This is a genomic window from Plectonema cf. radiosum LEGE 06105 (genome assembly GCF_015207665.1).
Taxonomy (GTDB): Bacteria; Cyanobacteriota; Cyanobacteriia; order Cyanobacteriales; family Nostocaceae; genus Rivularia; species Rivularia radiosa_A.
Window position 1 is genome coordinate 12,727 of sequence record NZ_JADEWL010000010.1, and the last position, 19,919, is coordinate 32,645.

Consider the following 19,919-nt stretch of genomic DNA (forward strand, 5'->3'; position numbering starts at 1 on the left):
CTCCGCGTACCTTTGCGTTTAAAAATAAAAGAATATGAAACAAACCATCATCCAAGTGGACGCATTTACCAACAAACCCTTCACCGGAAATCCCGCTGCTGTCTGCGTTTTACCTTCTCCTAAAGATGATGAATGGATGCAAAACGTAGCGCAAGAAATGAACTTATCCGAAACCGCATTTTTAGTAAAACAACAAGACGGTTACAATCTACGCTGGTTTACTCCCACAACCGAAGTACCATTGTGTGGTCATGCTACTCTTGCAAGTTCTCACGTTTTATGGTCAGAAAATCATCTTTCTCCCAACGAATCAGCCTGTTTTCATACCAAAAGCGGTTTATTAATAGCGAAAAAGCAAGAAGATTGGATTGAGTTAGATTTTCCTGCTAATTTATCAGAAACAACTTCCACAACTACGGAACTTAATCAAGCTTTGGGAGTACCGATTAAAACAGTAATGAAAAATTCTTTAGGTTATTTAGTAGAAGTTGAATCAGCAGATTTAGTTAGAAAAATACAGCCAAATTTTACACTTTTAGCAAAACAATTTCCCCAAGTAATTGTTACTAGTATCGGTGATAATAGCTCAGAATATGACTTTGTTTCCCGCTTCTTTTGTCCGGGATTAGGTATTAATGAAGACCCCGTAACAGGTGCTGCTCATTGCTGTCTTGCACCTTATTGGAGAAATAAGTTAAATAAAGACGAATTTTTAGCTTATCAAGCATCAAGTCGCGGTGGTGTAGTAAAGGTAAAATATCCTGGAGAAGATAGAGTTTTTCTCAGTGGACAAGCTGTCACCGTTTTAAGAGGGGAAATAATTTGTTAATCAGTAATGGGTAATGGGTAATCACAGAAGTCGGGTTTTTACTAAAAATATTGGTCACATCAGAAAACACTCATAAAAACCCGACTTCTTACCCCACCGACGACGATTACAGAAGTCGGGTTTTTAGGAAAAATATTTGTCACATCAGAAAACACTCATAAAAACCCGACTTCTTACCCCACCGACGACGATTACAGAAGTCGGGTTTTTACTAAAAATATTGGTCACATCAGAAAATACTCATAAAAACCCGACTTCTTACCCCACCGACGACGATTACAGAAGTCGGGTTTTTACTAAAAATATTGGTCACATCAGAAAACACTTATAAAAACCCGACTTCTTACCCATTAGACATCTCCATTTCGCGTCTCTACAAGGGTTTCAAACAACGCATAATTAATTTCCGGAGATGTCTATTTAAATAATCTTTTATATCTACAAATATTTTATCCGCTAGGATTTTTGCTAACATCCATATAGATTAACTATTAAATACTCTTCAAAATACTCAAAATAGAATCATACACTTCCGATAATTCCTCATCAGTAATACAATAAGGCGGCATTATATAAAGTACATTTCCTAAAGGACGTAAAAGTAAACCTTTTTCTAAAGCTTTTTCTCTAATTTCCAAACCAACTTGATTTAAATATCCCGATTCTTGCGTATTTACAATCTCCATCGCTGCAATTGTACCCGTTACTCGCAACTTTTCAACTTTTGAATTTCCATGCAATACTTCCAAATATTGTAAATGTTTCGCTTCCATACTATTAAAAACAACTTGATTTTCGTTCATCAATTCCCAAGAAGCTAAAGCAGCAGCACATCCTAAAGGATTAGCAGTGTAACTATGACCGTGATACAGTGTTTTTATCGGGTCATCACTGTAAAAAGTATCGTAAATTTTATCCGAACATACAGTAACTGAAAGCGGTAAAAAACCTCCCGTAATCCCTTTTGATAAACAAATAACATCCGGTGTAACTTGACTTTTAAGACAAGCAAACCATTCCCCAGTTCTACCAAACCCAGTCATTACTTCATCGAAAATCAATAAAGTATCAAATTGCTTAACTACTTGCTGTAATTTCTGCAAAAACTCCACTCTACACATCCGCATTCCACCAGCACCCTGTACCAAAGGTTCAATAATAATCCCAGCATACTCTTGAGGATTTTGTGTTAATTTTTCTTTAAATAGAGTTAAAACTGCTTCTTCCCTTTCCTCAATAGAAGTATCACCGATGTAAGTCTCAGGGAAAGGTAAAAAATCTACCTCAAACAACATATCAGAAAAAACTTGAGAAAATAGCGATCGCGAACCTACAGACATTGCTCCAAATGTATCCCCATGATACGCTCCTTGAAAAGCAATGAACTTTTGACGCTGCTGATTTTGATTTACCCAATATTGATAAACCATTTTCAGGGCAACTTCTACCGCAGTTGAGCCGTTATCGGAATAGAAAACTCGGCTTAATCCATCTGGGAGTTTTTTAACTAACTCTTGTGCCAGTTTTTCTGCTGGTTGATGAGTAAATCCAGCAAAAATCACCTGCTCCAATTCAATAGCTTGACGATAAATTGCTTCCGCAATCTTAGGATGGGAATGTCCGTGAAGATTCACCCACCAGCTAGAAATGCAGTCCATAATTTTGCGTCCATCTTCCAACTCCAACCAAATCCCACGAGCCGATATTACCTTTAAAGGTGGAGGAGAAATTTTTGCTTGGGTAAAGGGATACCAGATGTGGGGATGCATTGGTTTGATTGGGGGTTTGGATTGGAATATATGTTATCCGATTTAATTAACCTGGCGATTAGAAATCGCGGCTACACAGACCGGCACCCAACGAAGGTGGGTTATAAAGCAATTTTAATTAACCTGGCGATTAGAAATCGCGGCTACACAGACCGGCACCCAACGAAGGTGGGTTATAAAGCAATTTTAATTAACCTGGCGATTAGAAATCGCGGCTACACAGACCGGCACCCAACGAAGGTGGGTTATAAAGCAATTTTAATTAACCTGGCGATTAGAAATCGCGGCTACACAGACCGGCACCCAACGAAGGTGGGTTATAAAGAATATAATCTATTTTATCCGATTTTTATAAATCTTTAGTCCGCGAAGGCGGACTTCGTTTGTGTAGCTGCGATTTCAATCGCCAGATTTTTTACCTATTTAAAAAACATTAATAATATGAGAGCCAATTTCACCCAATTGTATTTACACGTTGTTTGGGCTACCTGGGACAGATTACCTTTAATCACACCCGATATACAACAAAATATTTACGCTGCAATTATTAAACATTGCCAACAATTACGATGCACAATGATTGCTGTCGGCGGTGTTGAAGACCATGTACATTTATTAATAGGTCTTCCTCCTACTTTATCAGTATCTGACTTGATCAAAAATATCAAAGGTAGTTCTTCACATCTTGTTACTCATGAAATCAAACCCGGCGAATTCTTCAAATGGCAAGGAAGTTATGGAGCATTTACCGTTGGTCATGATGGTATAGATAAAGTAGCCAACTATATTAGAAATCAAGCAATCCACCACCAACAAAAATCAATAATTCCAACTTGGGAACTAAATCATAACTAATCATTTAAACCCCTGCTACGGTGGGTTTCGCTTTTGTAGCAGCGGTTTAAACCGCCAGATTCAATTATCTATTTTCATCCATCAACGAATAAATTAACCAAAAAACAAACCATTACTAACCATTAATTAACTTTCTCTTAAATTTGTGCTATAATATTATTCTTGTCGTTTGTAATATACAACAATAATAATTAGAATCCCCCTCGACCTAAAGGAAGAAGGGGTTTGTTGTGCTGCACACTGGTGAAAAAAAGAGATAGGGAAAACTTAGGCAGGATAAATCCGTAGCCTCCGATTTGGTTCTTCCCCGAAACTGTTTGATTTGAGTCGATAATGTTCGACTAATTCATGCTGCATTTTACGCACTTGCGACGAACGCGGCAATAATTCTACAGGCTGACCTTTGGGTATGACGATTTGTTCTACCGCAAGTCTAGCTTCTTCTAAAGCATCAATTTCATCATCGCTGCCTTGATGAAGAAATAATTCCAATTCGCGCTCGTCGGTAACTTCGGGGTCGTCCATATTTAACAACCGCCGCAAGCCACGGGTAATTTGAGGAATGGTGCTAGATTTAATCATGTGAATCGGCACTTGACGAGCCTTCGCCATTTGCCGTAACTTCGCATGATTTTTGACGTGCGATCGCAATGCTAAAATTGCATCAGCACTATCAATATCTTTTGTCAAGACTACGGGTAAATGAAGTACCCCAACTACTTGGTCTAATTGAGAGCGACTAACGCCGTAAGGGTAAATATGCAGCGGTAAATCTTCACCATTTGGTCCGGAATCTTTATTCCCGTTGCTTTCAAATCCATTTGAGTTATTGAAAGATTGATCCAATAAACGATCAAATTCGCTACGTCCAGAACCATTAGCAACTTGATATTCGGCATTTAATGGCACTAAAGGACGCATTTGCCCGGATTCTCTCCAACTGTTGGATCTAGCAGAATTGCGCCCGCGAAAAGTTTCTTCTCCTGTTAAAGTTTGTGCAGCACCACCGTTAATAGCAGTTAAGTGACGGGCAATTCCCACTTTACCGTTCTCATCCATGGTTCTCACTTGCGGGCTGGGCTGTCGTCCTCTGAGAAGACTATCTATAGTGTCAGCAACGCTTTCATGGATTACCCAACGCTGCCTTTCTTGCATTTCCACAGCAATTTCAAAGGTAGGAGGCGCTTTGCGTTCCAAAACCGTTTTTTGAGAGCCTCGCCGTCTGGCTTCGTCATCTCCCAACGTCACAGCCTGTATACCCCCTACTAAATCCGAAAGGGTAGGGTTTTTGATCAAATTTTCTATTTGATTACCGTGTGCCGTACCAATTAACTGCACACCGCGTTCGGCAATAGTCCGAGATGCTAATGCTTCTAATTCCGTACCAATTTCATCAATAATTATCACCTCCGGCATATGGTTTTCCACTGCCTCAATCATTACTTGATGCTGTTGGTTGGGATGAGACACTTGCATTCGTCTCGCTCTACCAATGGCGGGATGGGGAACATCACCATCTCCGGCGATTTCATTTGAACTGTCAATGATTACCACTCTTTTATCAAGTTCATCCGCTAAAACACGGGCAATCTCTCTTAAAACAGTAGTTTTTCCGACACCTGGGCGACCCAGCATCAGAATTGATTGACCTTTTTCTACTAAATCGCGGATCATGGTAATCGTTCCATATATCGCCCGTCCCACGCGACAAGTTAAACCGATAATCTTGCCGGCGCGGTTGCGAATGGCGCTGATCCTATGTAAAGTTTGTTCTATTCCTGCCCGATTATCTCCACCGAAAGTTCCCACTCGCACAATGCAATCATCTATTTGTTGCTGGGTAATGGGTATTTCGCTAAGATATTCGGCTCCATCCGTAAAACGTGCTTCTGGGCGACGACCCAGATCCAAGACCACTTCTACTAAACTATCTCTTTGAGGATGCTGCTCTAGCATCTCCTGTAAGTCTTGGGGCAATATGGCTAATAATTTTTGGAGATCGTCTGTAATCGTCATGCTTTTTATGGTGACGTTTTTGGAGATAGGGGACGAGCCAAGGCTCAAGAGGGGCTCAAAATTTATGTTTAAGCTGGGAAACTAATGAATCAGCAAGCGATACAGCTTGCCAAAGCAGTGTTGGTTCTTCTTCCAGACGAGCAGTTACTTTGACACTGGAATTATTCACCTCCTTTTCTTCTAGTTCTTCGAGAACACTTGAGAGCAGTTTTCGGGCGTAGCTACCGTAAGCAACACCTGCAACGGATGTTTCGGTTCCCAAACGAGCTGATGTATGAGAGATAACATTATTCTCTCCCATAACTTGACTTTTTGACCTCGTTAATTCCTTCAACAATCCCATTGCCCGCAATTTCGGCACGGTGTAATTATTAGTACCACCTGCCAACTGCACATATCCTGGTATTTTTGCTCTCAATACTTTGGCACCTAATTTCACAGTCGCTAATGTGGTACCCGAACCAATATCACCACTCATTGACCTACCGTCGGTTTGCCAGATATTCACGCAATTTAGCGGGGCGATCGCATCATACAATTCATGTAGATAATCAATCATCCCTTCGTCATTCGGGCAACTGATGGCAACTAATTTCAAATGCCCAATATATGGCAAAATTGTTTGCCACAATTTCTTGAATTCTGCCAAATGCCCGACAGTCGTATGAATCTCTACAGCATCAACCCCAGATTTCAGTATCAATGGTGCAATTGCTCCCACGGATGTTGTATAAGATACCGCCTCTATTCTATCATACGGACAGATAGGAAGGCAACGACCGCAGCCGTAACATTTGTCAGACAAAACCCCATTAAAGTTATATTTTATACTGTTAAACGTAATCGCTTGTGCGGGACAAATGCTTTCGCATGGTCGGGAACATTCACTTGGGCATTTAGTAGCATCAAATTCTGCTTTGCGGAAGTGGGGGTCTTCACCATCGTTTAAGCTAACCATTAACAACGGGGTTCCTTGATAGGAAAAGCCTCGTTGCCGTGCATTGGCACCTAAAGAAGCAGCAGCTTGTATTGCTTCTCGAGCTGCTCCAATGACCGCTGGATCGGCAGCGACATCTATGCAGTCAGCTCCAGCCAGCGTGTAAGCTAATGTTAAACTTCTAACCGCAGGCAGATGTTGGAAGCTGGCTCCGCAAATCAGCTTGAACCAGTGACCTTCTTTAAGCGATAGTAAGGGGTCAAACAAATCAGTCACACTTCTATTATGCTACGTGAGTGAGAAATCGATGCGGTAAATTCTCAATTTGATCAAAATTGTTTCAAAGGAATTTGAATTGCAAATTTTGTTCCCTCTCCGGGAGTTGAATTACAAACTATTGTTCCTGAGTGCTTTTGTACTATAATTTGATGGCAAATAGATAATCCCAGCCCGCTACCCTTGCCTACGGGCTTTGTGGTGAAGAAAGGGTTAAATATACATTTGCGAACTTCTTCTGATATTCCCACACCGTTATCGCTGATGCAAATTCTAGCAGCACTATCGCGTTCAATCTCCTCAGTACTGATGCAAATAGTAGGAATAAAAGTTGAATCATAAAAATTTTTTTTTCCATAAAAATTTTCTGCTTGCTGATCCAAAGCATCAATGGCGTTGTTCAATAAATGCATAAACACCTGATTAAGTTCGCTAGCATAACAAGAAATTAAAGGTAAATTACCATATTTTTTGATTATTTTAACTGCTGCATTACGATAAATAGTTTGTTCCAATCGATGCTCCAACATGATAATCGTACTATCTATACCATGATGAATATTAACTAGTTTGCTGTCGGTTTCATCATGTCTAGCAAAGTTTTGCAGCGCTAATACAATCGAACGGATACGCTCTGCTCCTCTATACATCGCACCCATCAGGGATGGTAAATCATTTTTTAAAAAATCAAGGTCTATCTCTTCTTGTATTTCTCGAACCTTGGTAGTAGGATGTGGATATTCCTGTTGATAAGCTTCAACCAAATTGACTAAATTTTCGATATATTCCCTTGCATATTCTAAATTTCCGTAGATAAAACTAACCGGATTATTAACTTCATGAGCAATACCTGCAACTAAATGTCCCAAAGCAAACATTTTTTCATTTTGAATTTGCTGTACTTGTGCTGCTTGTAAATCTTTATGAGCTTTTTGTAATAAGGCATTTTTTTCATACAATTTTACTTGTAAGCGATGCAAATTAATTTGATTTTCTATTCTAGATATAACTTCTGCTGCATGAAAAGGTTTAGTTATGTAATCAGAGCCTCCGACATCAAAGGCTTTTACTTTATCTAACACATCATCAAGAGCGCTGATAAATATTACTGGAATCTGAAAAGTTATTTCCTCTGCTTTTAATTCTTGACAAACTTCATACCCGTTCATTTCGGGCATATTTATATCAAGTAAAATTAAATCTGGTTGTAATATTTTACAAGCACTTAATGCCATTTTTCCGTTCAAAGCTTTGCGAACTTCATAACCTTGTGTGGTTAACATTGCCGACAAAAGACGCAAATTGTCCGGAGTATCATCTACTACTAATATATTGATTTTCTCATTTTGATTTGAATACATTTTTTATCCTAAAAAATATCCCATAAATACTGTTTTTTATTCATACAATTATTATGTTTATTTATTACAAATTGGGAAAATATATTAAGCAATCATCAATGAATAACTATTATAAAATAATACGTTATATCCATTTTGTATACTTGAAATTATATAAGTAGTTGTCAAATATGCGAGTATGGCTGTATACATATTAATTAAAATTAATACTTATGATGTTGAAAATATACAACAGCTTGATATTTACCATTGAGGAACTGACAACATCAACTCTAAAATAGATTGTGGTTCCATTGCAGAAGAAAATAAGTTTCCTTGAGCAAAATCACAATTTAAATTTCTAATTTGCGATAATTGCTCGCAAGTTTCTACACCTTCAGCAATTGCTTTCATTCCCATTGAATGAGCTATTTCAATAATTGCTGGAACCAAACTGACATTTTGATGATTTTCCTGCATCAAATTTAGAAACGATTTATCAATTTTAAGAGTATTCAATGGAAAGCTATGCAGATAACTTAAAGAAGAATAACCCGTACCAAAGTCATCCATGATTAATTTAATATTCCGCTGTTTAAGTTCTTCAAGAGTTGTTTTTACATCTATACTATTTTCCATGATTACAGTTTCGGTAATTTCCAGTTCCAAAAAGGCAGGATTTATTTTAGTTTCATAAATTATTTGGTCAATGGTCGCGATAAAGTTTGGTTGTAAAAATAATTTTGCACTCAAGTTAACACTCATATGTAAAGGTTTAGGAATTGATGGATGATTTTGCCAAATACGTAGTTGGTTACAAGCCGATCGCAATACCCAAGTATCTAAATTATAAATTAACCCAGTTTCTTCCGCCACAGAAATAAATTCTGTCGGCAAAATCAAACCTTTGCTAGGATGTTGCCAACGAACAAGTGCCTCAAATCCAATAATTGTCCCTGTATTTAAGGAAACTATCGGTTGATAGTAAACAATTAATTCTTGCTTTTCTAAGGCTCTTCTCAAATCATTTTCTAACTCTAAACTTTGAATAGCTTCCCGATGCATTGCTGGATCGAATACGTGAAATCTTCCTCTTCCCAGTGCTTTGGCACGATACATTGCTGTATCGGCATCTCTGAGGAGATACTCTGATTTATCATAATTCAAATTACCCCAATTTATCCCAATACTTACATTAACAAATACTTGATATCTAGATATATTAAAATGCTTCCCAAGTGAATTTATGATAGTTTCCGCAACACTAATTACCATCTTGATATCTGAAATGTTCTCTAAAATAATACCGAATTCATCGCCACCTAATCGTACTAAAGTATCAAATGGTGATAAAGAAGATTGCAAGCGCTTGGCTATAGCAACTAATAATTGATCTCCTACTAAATGTCCCAAGGAATCATTAATAATTTTAAAGCGATCGCAATCGAGAAAAAGCACGGCAAAGTGATAATCTGCTTCTAATTTGGCGCGATTTAATGCTTGTTCTAATCGATTAATAAAAAATACTCTATTCGGTAAACCAGTCAAAGCATCACGTAAGGCACTTTCCAGTAGCTTACTTTGTAATTCCTGACGAGAATTTATTTCTGTTTGCAGCTTGGAGAGGGTATTTTCAAGTTCTAAAGTACGCTGTTTTACTCTTTCTTCAAGTTGATTATTTAATTTTAAGACTTCTAATTTAGCGTTTCTCAACTCCAGTTGATTTTGTATTCTGACTATGACTTCTGCAAATTCAAAGGGCTTAGTAATATAATCCACACCTCCTACTTTAAAAGCTTTGACTTTATCAAAAACATCGTCTAATGCACTGATAAAAATAATTGGTATATCGGCAGTTGTTTGATTTGCTTTAAAACGTCGGCAAATCTCATACCCATCGATGCCTGGCATCATGATATCGAGTAAAATCAAATCAGGTAATTGAGTTTGACAAGCAGTGAAAGCCATTTGCCAGTTCAAAGCTTTGCGAACGTTATACCCAACTTTAGCCAAAATTGAGGATAAAATACGTAAGTTATCCGCTGTATCATCAATAATTAAAATATCTTGTTTATTAGGGTGCGGTGAGTAATTCCCGAATGTATTTTTTTGAGTCAATTCCATAATTTATTCAAGCTATAATTAGAAGCTAAATTCCTGAATTTTAATCATCATTGACCAGGGAACGGTGGTATACTGCTGACTTATTACGACTTTTTGGCTTTTATTTATTCTCTAAAACCATATCATCCACTTTTCTAATTATGTAAAATATAATATGGGTACGAGTCTCATCAAAGCAGGTTTGAATTTAATTTATCTTAATATTTTTTACAAAATTAAATGTAAAAGTTTATACTTGATTCTGATGTCTCAACTTATAAAATATATTATGTATTTTAAACTACAAACACAACTAAATAAATCTTAATATTTATTTACTTTACTTATTGTTTTGTGCTGATAGTAAAATAATTGCTTTATTTGTTTAGGATTTACGTATTTTAAGTAAAATTTTATTTATACCTGGCAAGTAGAAGTCGCACGCCACTTGCTACAACGCCTGGGTTCCCCCGCAACGCGGCACCCGTCTACACGGGTTTAGATATCAATAGTCCGCCGCCAAGCACTGTAAAAAAAGTAATCGCGATCGACATCCCCGAATTATTCACAAAAAATTAGCTGCCTTTATTTACAAAAATTTGCTTTTGAAAAGACAGCAATAGATATTTACGGTAACTTTTTATTCAGCTTTGATTTTGTCTTGAGGTAGTTCCTCGTTATACAATGGGGTTTGATCAATGCCACCGACTTTATTTAAAGGCCAAAAACGAAGTACGGCACGACCAATAATATTTCCACGAGGAACAACACCCCAACAACGACCATCGTAACTGCTCCCACGGTTGTCTCCTAACACTAAATAGGAATTTGGTGGAATAGTCTGAGATGTAGACAAAAAAGGCTGTGCAGATGCTGAAGCGCAAACTTCAACAGATGTATTTTGTTCGGAAACGAGATAATTTTGCTCTTGTAAAGGCTTTCCATTTATATGTACTTTCCCCCCAATCAGTTCAACCTTGTCTCCAGGTAAACCAATTATCCGTTTAATAAAGGCATCTTCATATTGCTCTTTTAGTAGCTCTTCTGTAGGAGAAAAAACTACAACATCTCCCCGCTGAGGAATAGAAAAATTATAACTTAACTTATCAACAATTATTTTGTCTGCCTCCCACTGATTTGGAGTACCGTGCAAAGTGGGTTCCATCGAGCCGGAAGGAATCCAACGAGCTTCAGCAACAAAAGTGCGAATCGAAAGAGCAAGCACGATGCTTAATCCGATTGTTTTACCTAATTCAAAAAACCAGGAATTATCGGGTTGTTGGTTGGAGTGACGGTCAGACACTGGATTTTGCATGTAATTACTCAAGTAGAAACTAAATTATGCTCCAAAAAGAGACTGATTTCTAGGAATACTGTATTTTTTTATCTTAACTGTACAAAGATGCTGCTACGAGTTATGTTGTCATTTTGACCTGGTTATTTTGTAATTGAAAAGCTAGAGAGTCTTCGTTGTTAATAACACATAATCCCTACTGTCTGGCATTCCATAAGTTTAACTTCAATTAAGGATAGCTGTATGTCAGAATTTAATGTTATTTGAGTTTGGTGTATTTTCATGTCATCTCAAGGTTTACTAATTCGCCGTGCGAATATCATTTTACCCAATGGTGAATCAATCGTTGGGGATGTGCTGATACGCGATCGCCAAATTGTTAATGTTTCACCATCAGAGATAGAGGAAACAGCTACCCGTTCAATTGACGCTGACGGGTTAACTTTGTTGCCAGGAGTTATCGATCCACAAGTACATTTTCGGGAGCCGGGGCTGGAGCATAAAGAAGACTTATTTACTGCTTCTTGTGCCTGTGCCAAGGGAGGAGTGACTTCGTTCCTGGAAATGCCAAATACGCGCCCTTTAACAATTAGTCAAGCTGCTTTAAATGACAAGTTAGAACGTGCTGCTAATAAGTGTCTTGTTAATTATGGCTTTTTTATTGGAGCAACCTCAGATAATTTGTTGGAATTGCTACAGGCTAGCCCTACTCCAGGAATCAAGATTTTCATGGGGTCGATGCACGGTCCTTTGCTAGTAGATCCTCAAGAAATATTAGAAGCGATATTTGCCAACGGCAACATCTTAATTGCAGTTCATGCAGAAGACCAAACTAGGTTAAGACAGCGCAGAGAAGAATTTGCAAATATTCATGATGTCGCTATTCACTCCCAAATACAAGATTCTCTTGCAGCATTGATAGCAACAAAAAGAGCTTTAGCACTTTCTAAAAAATATCGTCGCCGCCTACATATTCTGCATATGTCTACGGCAGAGGAAGCAGATTTACTTCGTGAAGATAAACCTAGTTGGGTGACGGCAGAAGTAACACCCCAACATTTATTGTTGAATACGACTGCTTACGAAAAAATAGGCAGTTTGGCGCAGATGAATCCTCCTTTGCGAACATCTCATGATAATCAAGTACTTTGGCAGGCTTTGTTGGATGGGGTGATTGATTTTATCGCAACTGATCACGCGCCCCACACTTTAGAAGAAAAAGCCCAAACTTATCCTCAAAGTCCTTCGGGAATGCCGGGAGTAGAAACTTCTTTACCTTTAATGCTAACTGCCGCAGTTGAAGGACGTTGTACTGTTGCTCAAGTTGTTAACTGGATGTCAACTGCTGTTGCTACTGCTTATTCTATTCCGAATAAAGGGCTAATTTCTCCCGGTTATGATGCCGATTTAGTGTTGGTAGATTTAAATTCGCGAAAAAAAGTCCGCCGCGAGGAACTTGTGACTAAATGCGGTTGGAGTCCTTTTGAAGGCTGGAATCTCACGGGATGGCCGGTAACAACTATTGTTGGAGGTGAAGTTGTTTATCACAAAGGTGAGTTAAATACCTCTATAAGAGGTAGAGCTTTAAGTTTTGAGCGTTAGCTCGTAATCAGGTAAAAAGCTTTCAAGCGCTTGTGGTTTTCACACAAGCGCTTTATTTTTGTTTACCAGTAATTTGAAGGCACTAATTAGTCAAACTTTCAGTCAACTACAGGTACAAATAGTCTATTTTTCATCCAAACAAATTTACGTAATCGCATTAGTGTTTTTATTTATACTAATTACCAAACTTATTCAACCGTGATTTTTTAAGTATATATTCTGCTTTTAATCGGATTAATTATAGTTGAAAATTATTTTTTTCAGTATTTATGACATTTGACAAACCGCAAAAATCTAGATAATGCAATTATTAAGAGTATGCAAAACTACTGAAGACAAAAAGATTAATTTAATATTAACTTGATTTTTTTCAATAAATTACTAGCATTTACTCTTACGAGCAATTACTCAGGCATATCAATAATAAACGTGTCAAACTAAACACAAAAATAAATAAGCTTGATTGTTAAAGATGATAAAAATCTTGGTAAACAAGCACTATTTACAAGCATCTACTGACAAAAAACACTAAAAATAAAATACTTGACAAATTTGTGACTAATTAAGGTATCATCCTCCCTTGTTAACTCTTACTTGGTTTGGCATGATACTTAATCAATCGTCATAGTTAGTATAAAATAAGCGCTGAAAATGAATACGTCTTTCTATTTTGTAAATCAATTATTAGGTGATTATAATTACAATGTGCTGCATTTTTTTTGATGAACGAGGCAGTGGCAGATAGAACGGACTACAGAAGGAACCTAGATTACTTGTGGGAGTATATCTAAGGGTTCATTTTTTAGAAGAGATATTGCTACTGACAATGATATTCTTCGGTTAAACTCAGAATTTTCTCGCTAAGAGTGCAATTAAATGGAGTGATTTCGGCAAAGCGTATAGAAGAGTTAGACGCTTGAATGTCCCGGTTGTCGTCAGTTAAATGTATGGTGAGATAAGAAGAGGGTTTATAAGGCATTCGTTGCGCCCATTCAATAGCTACTATTCCCGGTGCAACCTCAAGAGCTTCCCAGTAAGTTTCGAGGTTTAAGCCCAGTATTTCGCGAGATTCTAAACGATATAAATCTAGATGGTATAAGGGTAAGCGTCCTTGAGTATATTCATTAATAATATTGAAAGTTGGACTGACGATTGTTTCGTTAATACCCAAACCTTCACCTATACCTTGCACTAAGGTAGTTTTACCCGTCCCCAAATCACCTTCTAGTAAAATTATACTATTGGCAGTTAGGGTTTTGCCGAGAATAATGCCCAAATTTTGAGTTGCGAGTGCATCTTCAAGAAGGATTTTTATCATCTTTGCTCCTAAAGCGCTCTAGAATTACCGAGCAAAATTTTGAGAGCCTCCGCGTCTCCGTATCTCCTCCGGAGACGCATTTTGCCTTTTCCGGGCAGAGAATTGATTCTTGTCGGACTTACCCCTATGGATTAATTATGTTCCCATCTGAAGTATTGGAAATGTCACGAATGCTTAAGCCTGTTTGTTTGATTTTGAAATAAACTTGATGATCAACTAATTGTCGATTCTTTATTAAAAATCTTGTACAACTTTCGCATTCCTTTGGGAGTTCCACTGTACCAACGTAGCAGAACTTGCGCTAATTTTTGGTGATCGTGACGCACGCAACCGATTTCATCTTCGCTCATGACGTTAGCTGAAACTATTCTGCGTCCGCTTATAGTTACTTCTTCGCGATCTAAAAATACGGGGTGGGAATTCTCCTTAGCATAGCGGATCAATGCGCGGACTGTGGGAGATTTTTTGTGTACTAAAACCGCATCAAATAGTTTTTGTCCGCAAGCTTTATCAATAGCTTGAATGTGATTAGCGACTGTATATCCTTGAGTTTCTCCCGGCTGAGTCATAATATTACACACATATATTTTTGGTACCGATGTTGCGGCGATCGCGCTGGCAATTTCGGGTACTAAAAGATTGGGAATGACGCTGGTATAAAGACTACCGGGTCCCATGATGATGTAATCGGCATCTTGAATTGCTTTGACAGCGGCAGGTAAACCGGGTGGATTGGCGGGAGTGCAGCCTATTTTAACAACTTTACCTCCAGCTTTGGTAATTTTTGATTCACCCTCAATACGGCGACCATCGGCTAGTTCAGCCCAGAGACGAACATCGCTAAGAGTTGCTGGAAGTACTTGTCCTCTGATGGCGAGAACTTTAGAACTGGCAGTAACGGCTTGTTCTAAATCCCCCGTAATTTCACTCATTGCAGTTAAGAACAAATTGCCAAAACTGTGACCAGTTAAACCATCTCCAGCACTGAAGCGATATTGAAACAATTCTGTCAATAATTTTTCTTCATCTGCTAAAGCTGCCAAACAGTTACGAATGTCTCCTGGTGGTAATACGCCAAATTCTTCACGTAATCGACCGGATGAACCACCGTCATCAGCTACAGTCACAATAGCAGTAATATTGGCGCTGTAAGTTTTGAGTCCTCTCAATAAGGTGGAAAGTCCTGTACCACCACCAATGACAACAATTTTCGGTCCTCTGTATAATCTACGATGAGCTAAGAGTACATCTACTAATTCTTCATTTCCTTCGGGTTGTAGTACGCGAGTAATCGAACCAACAGTACGGCTTTGTCCCCAAAGCAACAACAATAAACCGCTAATCATTACCACGGGTCCACTGATGTAGTAAGGTATTGTATTGGTAATTAACGAGAGTGCGCCTCGAATCAACTCCAGTACCCAATAAATTGGGGTTAATCCGCTCCAAATAGCGAAACCCAGACTTGCCAGCACTACGCCAGCCATACTCATTAAAAACCAACGTTTGACCGATAACCCAGGGGATAACCACTTAAACCACTGATTAACTCGATGAGGAGTGCGACGACGCGACTGTTCTTGCATGACGTTAAGAGCTTGTCTGATAAAACCAATTGACATATTGCAATGGTAAGCAGTGGTCTAAACAATAATTAATTGAAAATTTACACTAAGAACATTCAAATCTAAGAATGGAATTATAACAATAATTAATTCTATCTAATTGATTGGACTGATGTAATTAACTTCGCGAAAATATTAAGTAAAATCACTTTAGTTATATGAAAATACTGTAAAGTAAATGCAAAAAAAAATTTTAGGATTAGATCCAGGATTAGCAATTTTAGGTTTTGGAGTGATTATATGCCAAAAAAATCAAGTTAATTTGCCTTCCGGCTCAGTAATTTTACAAGATTTTGGGGTCATAAGTACGCCTGCCAATACTCCACTGGAGCAACGATTATGTACGCTTTATGATGATTTACATACTGTAATTGAACAATTCCAACCAGATTTGGTAGCGATTGAAAAATTCTTCTTTTACCGGATGTCAAATACTATCTTGGTTGCTCAAGCTAGAGGAATCATCATGTTAGTCTTGGGACAACATCGTTTACCTATCGTAGAATTTGCACCTGCTCAAATTAAACTCGCTTTGGCTGGTTATGGCAAGGCTGAAAAATCCGAAGTCCAAGAAGCAGTAGCGCGAGAACTTGATCTAGACTACATTCCTCGTCCTGATGATGCCGCTGATGCTTTGGCGATCGCCTTAACAGCATGGTTTCAATCTTAAGATATGATGTAGTTCATGAATAGTTTCTACGCTACTTAAAGTAATTTCACCGATAATTTTAGATAAATTTTAGATAAATAAATGATTAATTTTTGTAATTTTGTTTTTTTCTAAACAAATCATGGTAATGAAACGGTAGCGCACAAAGTTAGAGTTGTGTATTTTTACAATCAATAGAGTTGTATTGTATTATAAATTTCCCCAATTCATATAGGGTAATTTTGTTGTAGTCTGTTGAATTTTCGGTGCATTTGTGACTAATTGTCCGCAAGCATCCCAAGTTCCGGAAATAAACATATTTTTCGCTCCTTCACCCATGCTTACGGATGCTGAAAAATCACCGCAATGCACTTTCATAATTTGCAAATCTACCGTTATATTTACTTGGGGATTATCTGTTAACATGACCTGCAATTCTTGAACAATAGCAGTATCAGCGGTAACACAAGGAATACCCATTGCTACGCAATTACCAAAAAATATTTCTGCAAAGCTTTCGCCAATTAAAGCTTTTATCCCCCATTTAGCGAGGGCTTGGGGTGCGTGTTCTCTTGAGGAACCACAGCCAAAGTTGCGATTGACTACTAATATATTGGCGTTTTGATACTGCGGTTGGTCGAAAGGATGTTTACCTGCAAGTGCTTTTCTATCATCTTCAAAAGCGTATTTTCCCAAACCATCAAAGGTAACGCAACGCAAAAACCGCGCCGGGATGATTCTATCTGTATCGATGTCGTTACCTACTAAAGGAATGCCGTTTCCGGAAACTGTTTTAACTTCACTCATTACAATTTTGGATTTTAGATTTTGGATTTTGGATTGGGAAATGAGCATAGGTCATCTCAACTTCTTCCCTTTCTCTTTTCAGCTAACAATTATCAACTAACTAATTCACGTACATCTGTAACGGTACCTTTAATTGCAGCGGCTGCAACCATTGCTGGACTCATTAATAATGTACGTCCGGAAGAGGAACCTTGCCTTCCTTTAAAGTTGCGGTTGGAGGAAGAAGCACTGATTTGTCTTCCCTGCAATTTATCGGGGTTCATAGCCAAACACATGGAGCATCCGGGTTCTCTCCATTCAAATCCGGCAGCTTGAAAGATTTTATCTAAACCTTCAGCTTCGGCTTGTTTTTTGACTCGTTCGGAACCGGGAACTACAAAGGCTTTGACTCCGGAGGCAACCTGATGTCCTTTGGCAATTTTCGCGGCTTCCCGTAAATCGCTGATTCTACCGTTGGTGCAGCTACCAATAAAGCAGACATCTATTTTTGTACCTTTGATGGGATTACCGGGTGCTAAATCCATGTAGCTATAAGCTTCCTCGGCAAGAAAACGTTCATCGGATGGTAATTCGGACGGTAACGGAACAGTTTGATTAACTCCTATACCTTGACCGGGAGTGATTCCCCAAGTAACGGTAGGTGCAATATCAATAGCATCAAATACTACGACATCATCATATTCTGCATCCGCATCACTACGGATAGAATTCCACCAATTAACGGCTTGCTCCCAATCTTGACCTTTTGGAGCAAAGTCCTTATCTTTAAGGTATTCATAAGTAACTTGGTCGGGATTAACGTAACCGCATCTCGCACCACCTTCGATGGACATATTACACACAGTCATTCGTTCTTCCATGTTCATTTGCTCAAAGGTGGTACCGGCAAATTCGTAAGCATATCCCACACCACCTTTAACACCGAGAGTGCGGATAATGTGTAAAACCACATCTTTGGCGTAAATACCAGGATTTAAACTACCGTTTACTTCAATTTTGCGGACTTTTAATTTAGATAGCGCTAAGGTTTGCGAAGCCAGCACATCCCGCACTTGAGAGGTGCCAATACCAAAGGCGATCGCCCCAAATGCACCATGAGTTGAAGTGTGACTATCTCCACAAGCAATAGTCATTCCCGGCTGTGTCAATCCCAATTCTGGGGCGATAACATGAACAATGCCTTGGTTTCCGGTACCAATATTGTAAAAAGTAATCTTATTCTCTTGACAATTATTTTCCAGCGCCTGCATCATTTCTTCAGCCAAAGTATCGACAAAAGGACGCGCTTGATTTTCAGTGGGTACGATATGGTCAACAGTTGCCACCGTGCGTTGAGGAAACATCACTTTCAAACCCCGTTCCTTTAACATGGCAAAGGCTTGAGGACTTGTCACTTCATGAATCAGATGCAGTCCGATAAACAGTTGCGTTTGTCCGGAAGCAAGCATACCAACTGTATGTAAATCCCAAACTTTATCAAATAAAGTGCCTTTGCTCATACATCAATCCGTTTGTTAAGAATCGGGTTTAATGATGTTATCAAAAAATGGTCACAGGCGGTAGGGATGGAAAGAAAAAGTTAGGAGTGAGGAGTTAGGAGTTAAGAGTTAGGAGTTGATAATTATCTCATGTCTATACCCAATTACCTATTTGTTACTTACTGTATCTACAATTCTGACAGTGGTTGCTTGGGGTCCCATTTCACCTAGGGTTTCGGAAAATTGTACGCCGGTACCAACTTCTATACGCTCAAAATCTCCGTGAATGACGCTATTGCGGTGAAAGTAAATTTCCCTTCCGGTATCGAGGGTTTTGATAAAGCCGTAATCTTGCTCTGGGAAAAGTTTACTGACAACCGCTACCATTGCTTGTTGGGGATGCTCTTTAACTTCACCTTGCTGTCTGTCGTTAAGTTCTTTTAATTGACGCTGCATCGCATCGAAAGCATGGCGAATTACTGCATCCAAGGGTTCGTATTGAATTCCAATATCGGGACTGCGGTCTACTGCTAGTTCGTGGGCAGGTGGTACGGTAATATCTAAACGCACTCGATAGGGAGAACCGCTACTGGGGTGGTCGTGGGTTTTTTCTATGGCTACGCGACAACTACTAATGTGGTCGCAAAATTGTTCTAATTTGGCAATTTTAGAATTTACTAATGAGTCTATTGCATCTGTTTTTTCTACACCGCGATAAGTTACTTCTGCTGGTATGTTCATAAAATTTTACTTGTATATATGGTTTCTATTTACCCCGTTCGATTGAGGCAAACCATTCCTTTTTAGTTCAAGCGGTAGGATAAATACTTCTTTCTAACAGATGATAATTATGTAATCGGCTTCTATCTTACGTAGGAAATTTTTATTATTCGATCGCAAATTAAGCAGTTTTTTTAGGGAAATTATTTGATGATTTTAGGCAAGTCATAATTTTTCACAAATATTGAAACTTAATAAAAAGCAGTATCAAATAAATATTTTTGACAAACATCTCAATACA

General features: G+C 38.4%; 16 protein-coding genes. 5 read left to right on the forward strand and 11 right to left on the reverse strand.

The annotated features are described in order from the left end of the window. Positions 1-34: 34 nt before the first annotated feature. Positions 35-829 carry a PhzF family protein gene (locus IQ247_RS04890; RefSeq protein ID WP_193917615.1) on the forward strand — a complete coding sequence of 265 codons (795 nt, stop codon included), beginning with the start codon at positions 35-37 and terminating at the stop codon, positions 827-829. 491 nt (positions 830-1,320) lie between these two features. On the opposite strand, the gene bioA is transcribed toward IQ247_RS04890, so the two are convergent. Further along, positions 1,321-2,598, reverse strand: a complete 1,278-nt coding sequence (gene bioA, locus IQ247_RS04895) for an adenosylmethionine--8-amino-7-oxononanoate transaminase (protein WP_193917617.1) — start codon at positions 2,596-2,598, stop codon at positions 1,321-1,323. Between bioA and IQ247_RS04900 the strand changes: the two genes are divergently transcribed. Together IQ247_RS04900 and tnpA are read left to right on the forward strand one after the other, a co-directional pair. After that, positions 2,593-2,961, forward strand: coding sequence for a hypothetical protein (locus tag IQ247_RS04900; protein ID WP_193917619.1), 369 nt, complete (start codon positions 2,593-2,595; stop codon positions 2,959-2,961). The genes bioA and IQ247_RS04900 overlap by 6 nt on opposite strands. 78 nt (positions 2,962-3,039) lie before the next feature. Further along, positions 3,040-3,453 (forward strand): IS200/IS605 family transposase, encoded by a 414-nt coding sequence (gene tnpA / locus IQ247_RS04905; RefSeq protein WP_193917622.1) that lies wholly within the window; start codon positions 3,040-3,042, stop codon positions 3,451-3,453. Positions 3,454-3,720: 267 nt separating this feature from the next. Here the strand turns inward: tnpA and IQ247_RS04910 are convergent, their stop codons facing one another. From IQ247_RS04910 to lepB, 5 genes are all read right to left on the reverse strand, one after another. Continuing rightward, positions 3,721-5,469: a R3H domain-containing nucleic acid-binding protein gene (locus tag IQ247_RS04910; RefSeq protein WP_193917624.1), complete on the reverse strand. Its 1,749-nt coding sequence runs from the start codon at positions 5,467-5,469 to the stop codon at positions 3,721-3,723. A 55-nt stretch (positions 5,470-5,524) separates the two neighbouring features. Next, positions 5,525-6,682 carry a circadian clock protein LdpA gene (ldpA, locus tag IQ247_RS04915; RefSeq protein WP_193917626.1) on the reverse strand — a complete coding sequence of 386 codons (1,158 nt, stop codon included), beginning with the start codon at positions 6,680-6,682 and terminating at the stop codon, positions 5,525-5,527. Positions 6,683-6,735: 53 nt separating this feature from the next. Then, the gene (locus IQ247_RS04920; protein WP_193917628.1) at positions 6,736-8,043 is read right to left on the reverse strand and encodes a hybrid sensor histidine kinase/response regulator; all 1,308 of its coding nucleotides are present in this window, start codon (positions 8,041-8,043) and stop codon (positions 6,736-6,738) included. A gap of 243 nt (positions 8,044-8,286) precedes the next feature. Further along, positions 8,287-10,146, reverse strand: coding sequence for a two-component system response regulator (locus IQ247_RS04925; RefSeq protein ID WP_193917631.1), 1,860 nt, complete (start codon positions 10,144-10,146; stop codon positions 8,287-8,289). 619 nt (positions 10,147-10,765) lie between these two features. Then, positions 10,766-11,440 (reverse strand): signal peptidase I, encoded by a 675-nt coding sequence (gene lepB / locus IQ247_RS04930; protein ID WP_193917633.1) that lies wholly within the window; start codon positions 11,438-11,440, stop codon positions 10,766-10,768. Positions 11,441-11,701: 261 nt separating this feature from the next. Between lepB and IQ247_RS04935 the strand changes: the two genes are divergently transcribed. Continuing rightward, complete coding sequence (locus IQ247_RS04935) at positions 11,702-13,021, forward strand: dihydroorotase (protein ID WP_193917635.1); 1,320 nt, start codon at positions 11,702-11,704, stop codon at positions 13,019-13,021. A gap of 817 nt (positions 13,022-13,838) precedes the next feature. On the opposite strand, the gene tsaE is transcribed toward IQ247_RS04935, so the two are convergent. Then, positions 13,839-14,339 carry a tRNA (adenosine(37)-N6)-threonylcarbamoyltransferase complex ATPase subunit type 1 TsaE gene (gene tsaE / locus IQ247_RS04940; RefSeq protein ID WP_228059489.1) on the reverse strand — a complete coding sequence of 167 codons (501 nt, stop codon included), beginning with the start codon at positions 14,337-14,339 and terminating at the stop codon, positions 13,839-13,841. 212 nt (positions 14,340-14,551) lie between these two features. Continuing rightward, positions 14,552-15,961, reverse strand: coding sequence for a gluconeogenesis factor YvcK family protein (locus IQ247_RS04945; protein WP_193917637.1), 1,410 nt, complete (start codon positions 15,959-15,961; stop codon positions 14,552-14,554). A 181-nt stretch (positions 15,962-16,142) separates the two neighbouring features. Between IQ247_RS04945 and ruvC the strand changes: the two genes are divergently transcribed. After that, on the forward strand, positions 16,143-16,634 hold the full coding sequence (ruvC, locus tag IQ247_RS04950; protein ID WP_193917639.1) for a crossover junction endodeoxyribonuclease RuvC: 492 nt from the start codon (positions 16,143-16,145) through the stop codon (positions 16,632-16,634). Positions 16,635-16,823: 189 nt separating this feature from the next. Here ruvC and leuD read toward each other — a convergent pair whose 3' ends face one another. The 3 genes from leuD to IQ247_RS04965 all read right to left on the reverse strand — a co-directional run bounded on the left by leuD (position 16,824) and on the right by IQ247_RS04965 (position 19,639). Continuing rightward, on the reverse strand, positions 16,824-17,420 hold the full coding sequence (gene leuD, locus IQ247_RS04955) for a 3-isopropylmalate dehydratase small subunit (RefSeq protein ID WP_193917641.1): 597 nt from the start codon (positions 17,418-17,420) through the stop codon (positions 16,824-16,826). Between the two features lie 92 nt (positions 17,421-17,512). Continuing rightward, a complete protein-coding gene (gene leuC / locus IQ247_RS04960; protein WP_193917643.1) occupies positions 17,513-18,919 on the reverse strand; it encodes a 3-isopropylmalate dehydratase large subunit in 1,407 nt (468 codons plus the stop codon). A 147-nt stretch (positions 18,920-19,066) separates the two neighbouring features. After that, entirely contained in the window at positions 19,067-19,639 is a 573-nt protein-coding gene (locus tag IQ247_RS04965; RefSeq protein ID WP_193917645.1) for an HPF/RaiA family ribosome-associated protein, read from the reverse strand. Positions 19,640-19,919: the final 280 nt, after the last annotated feature.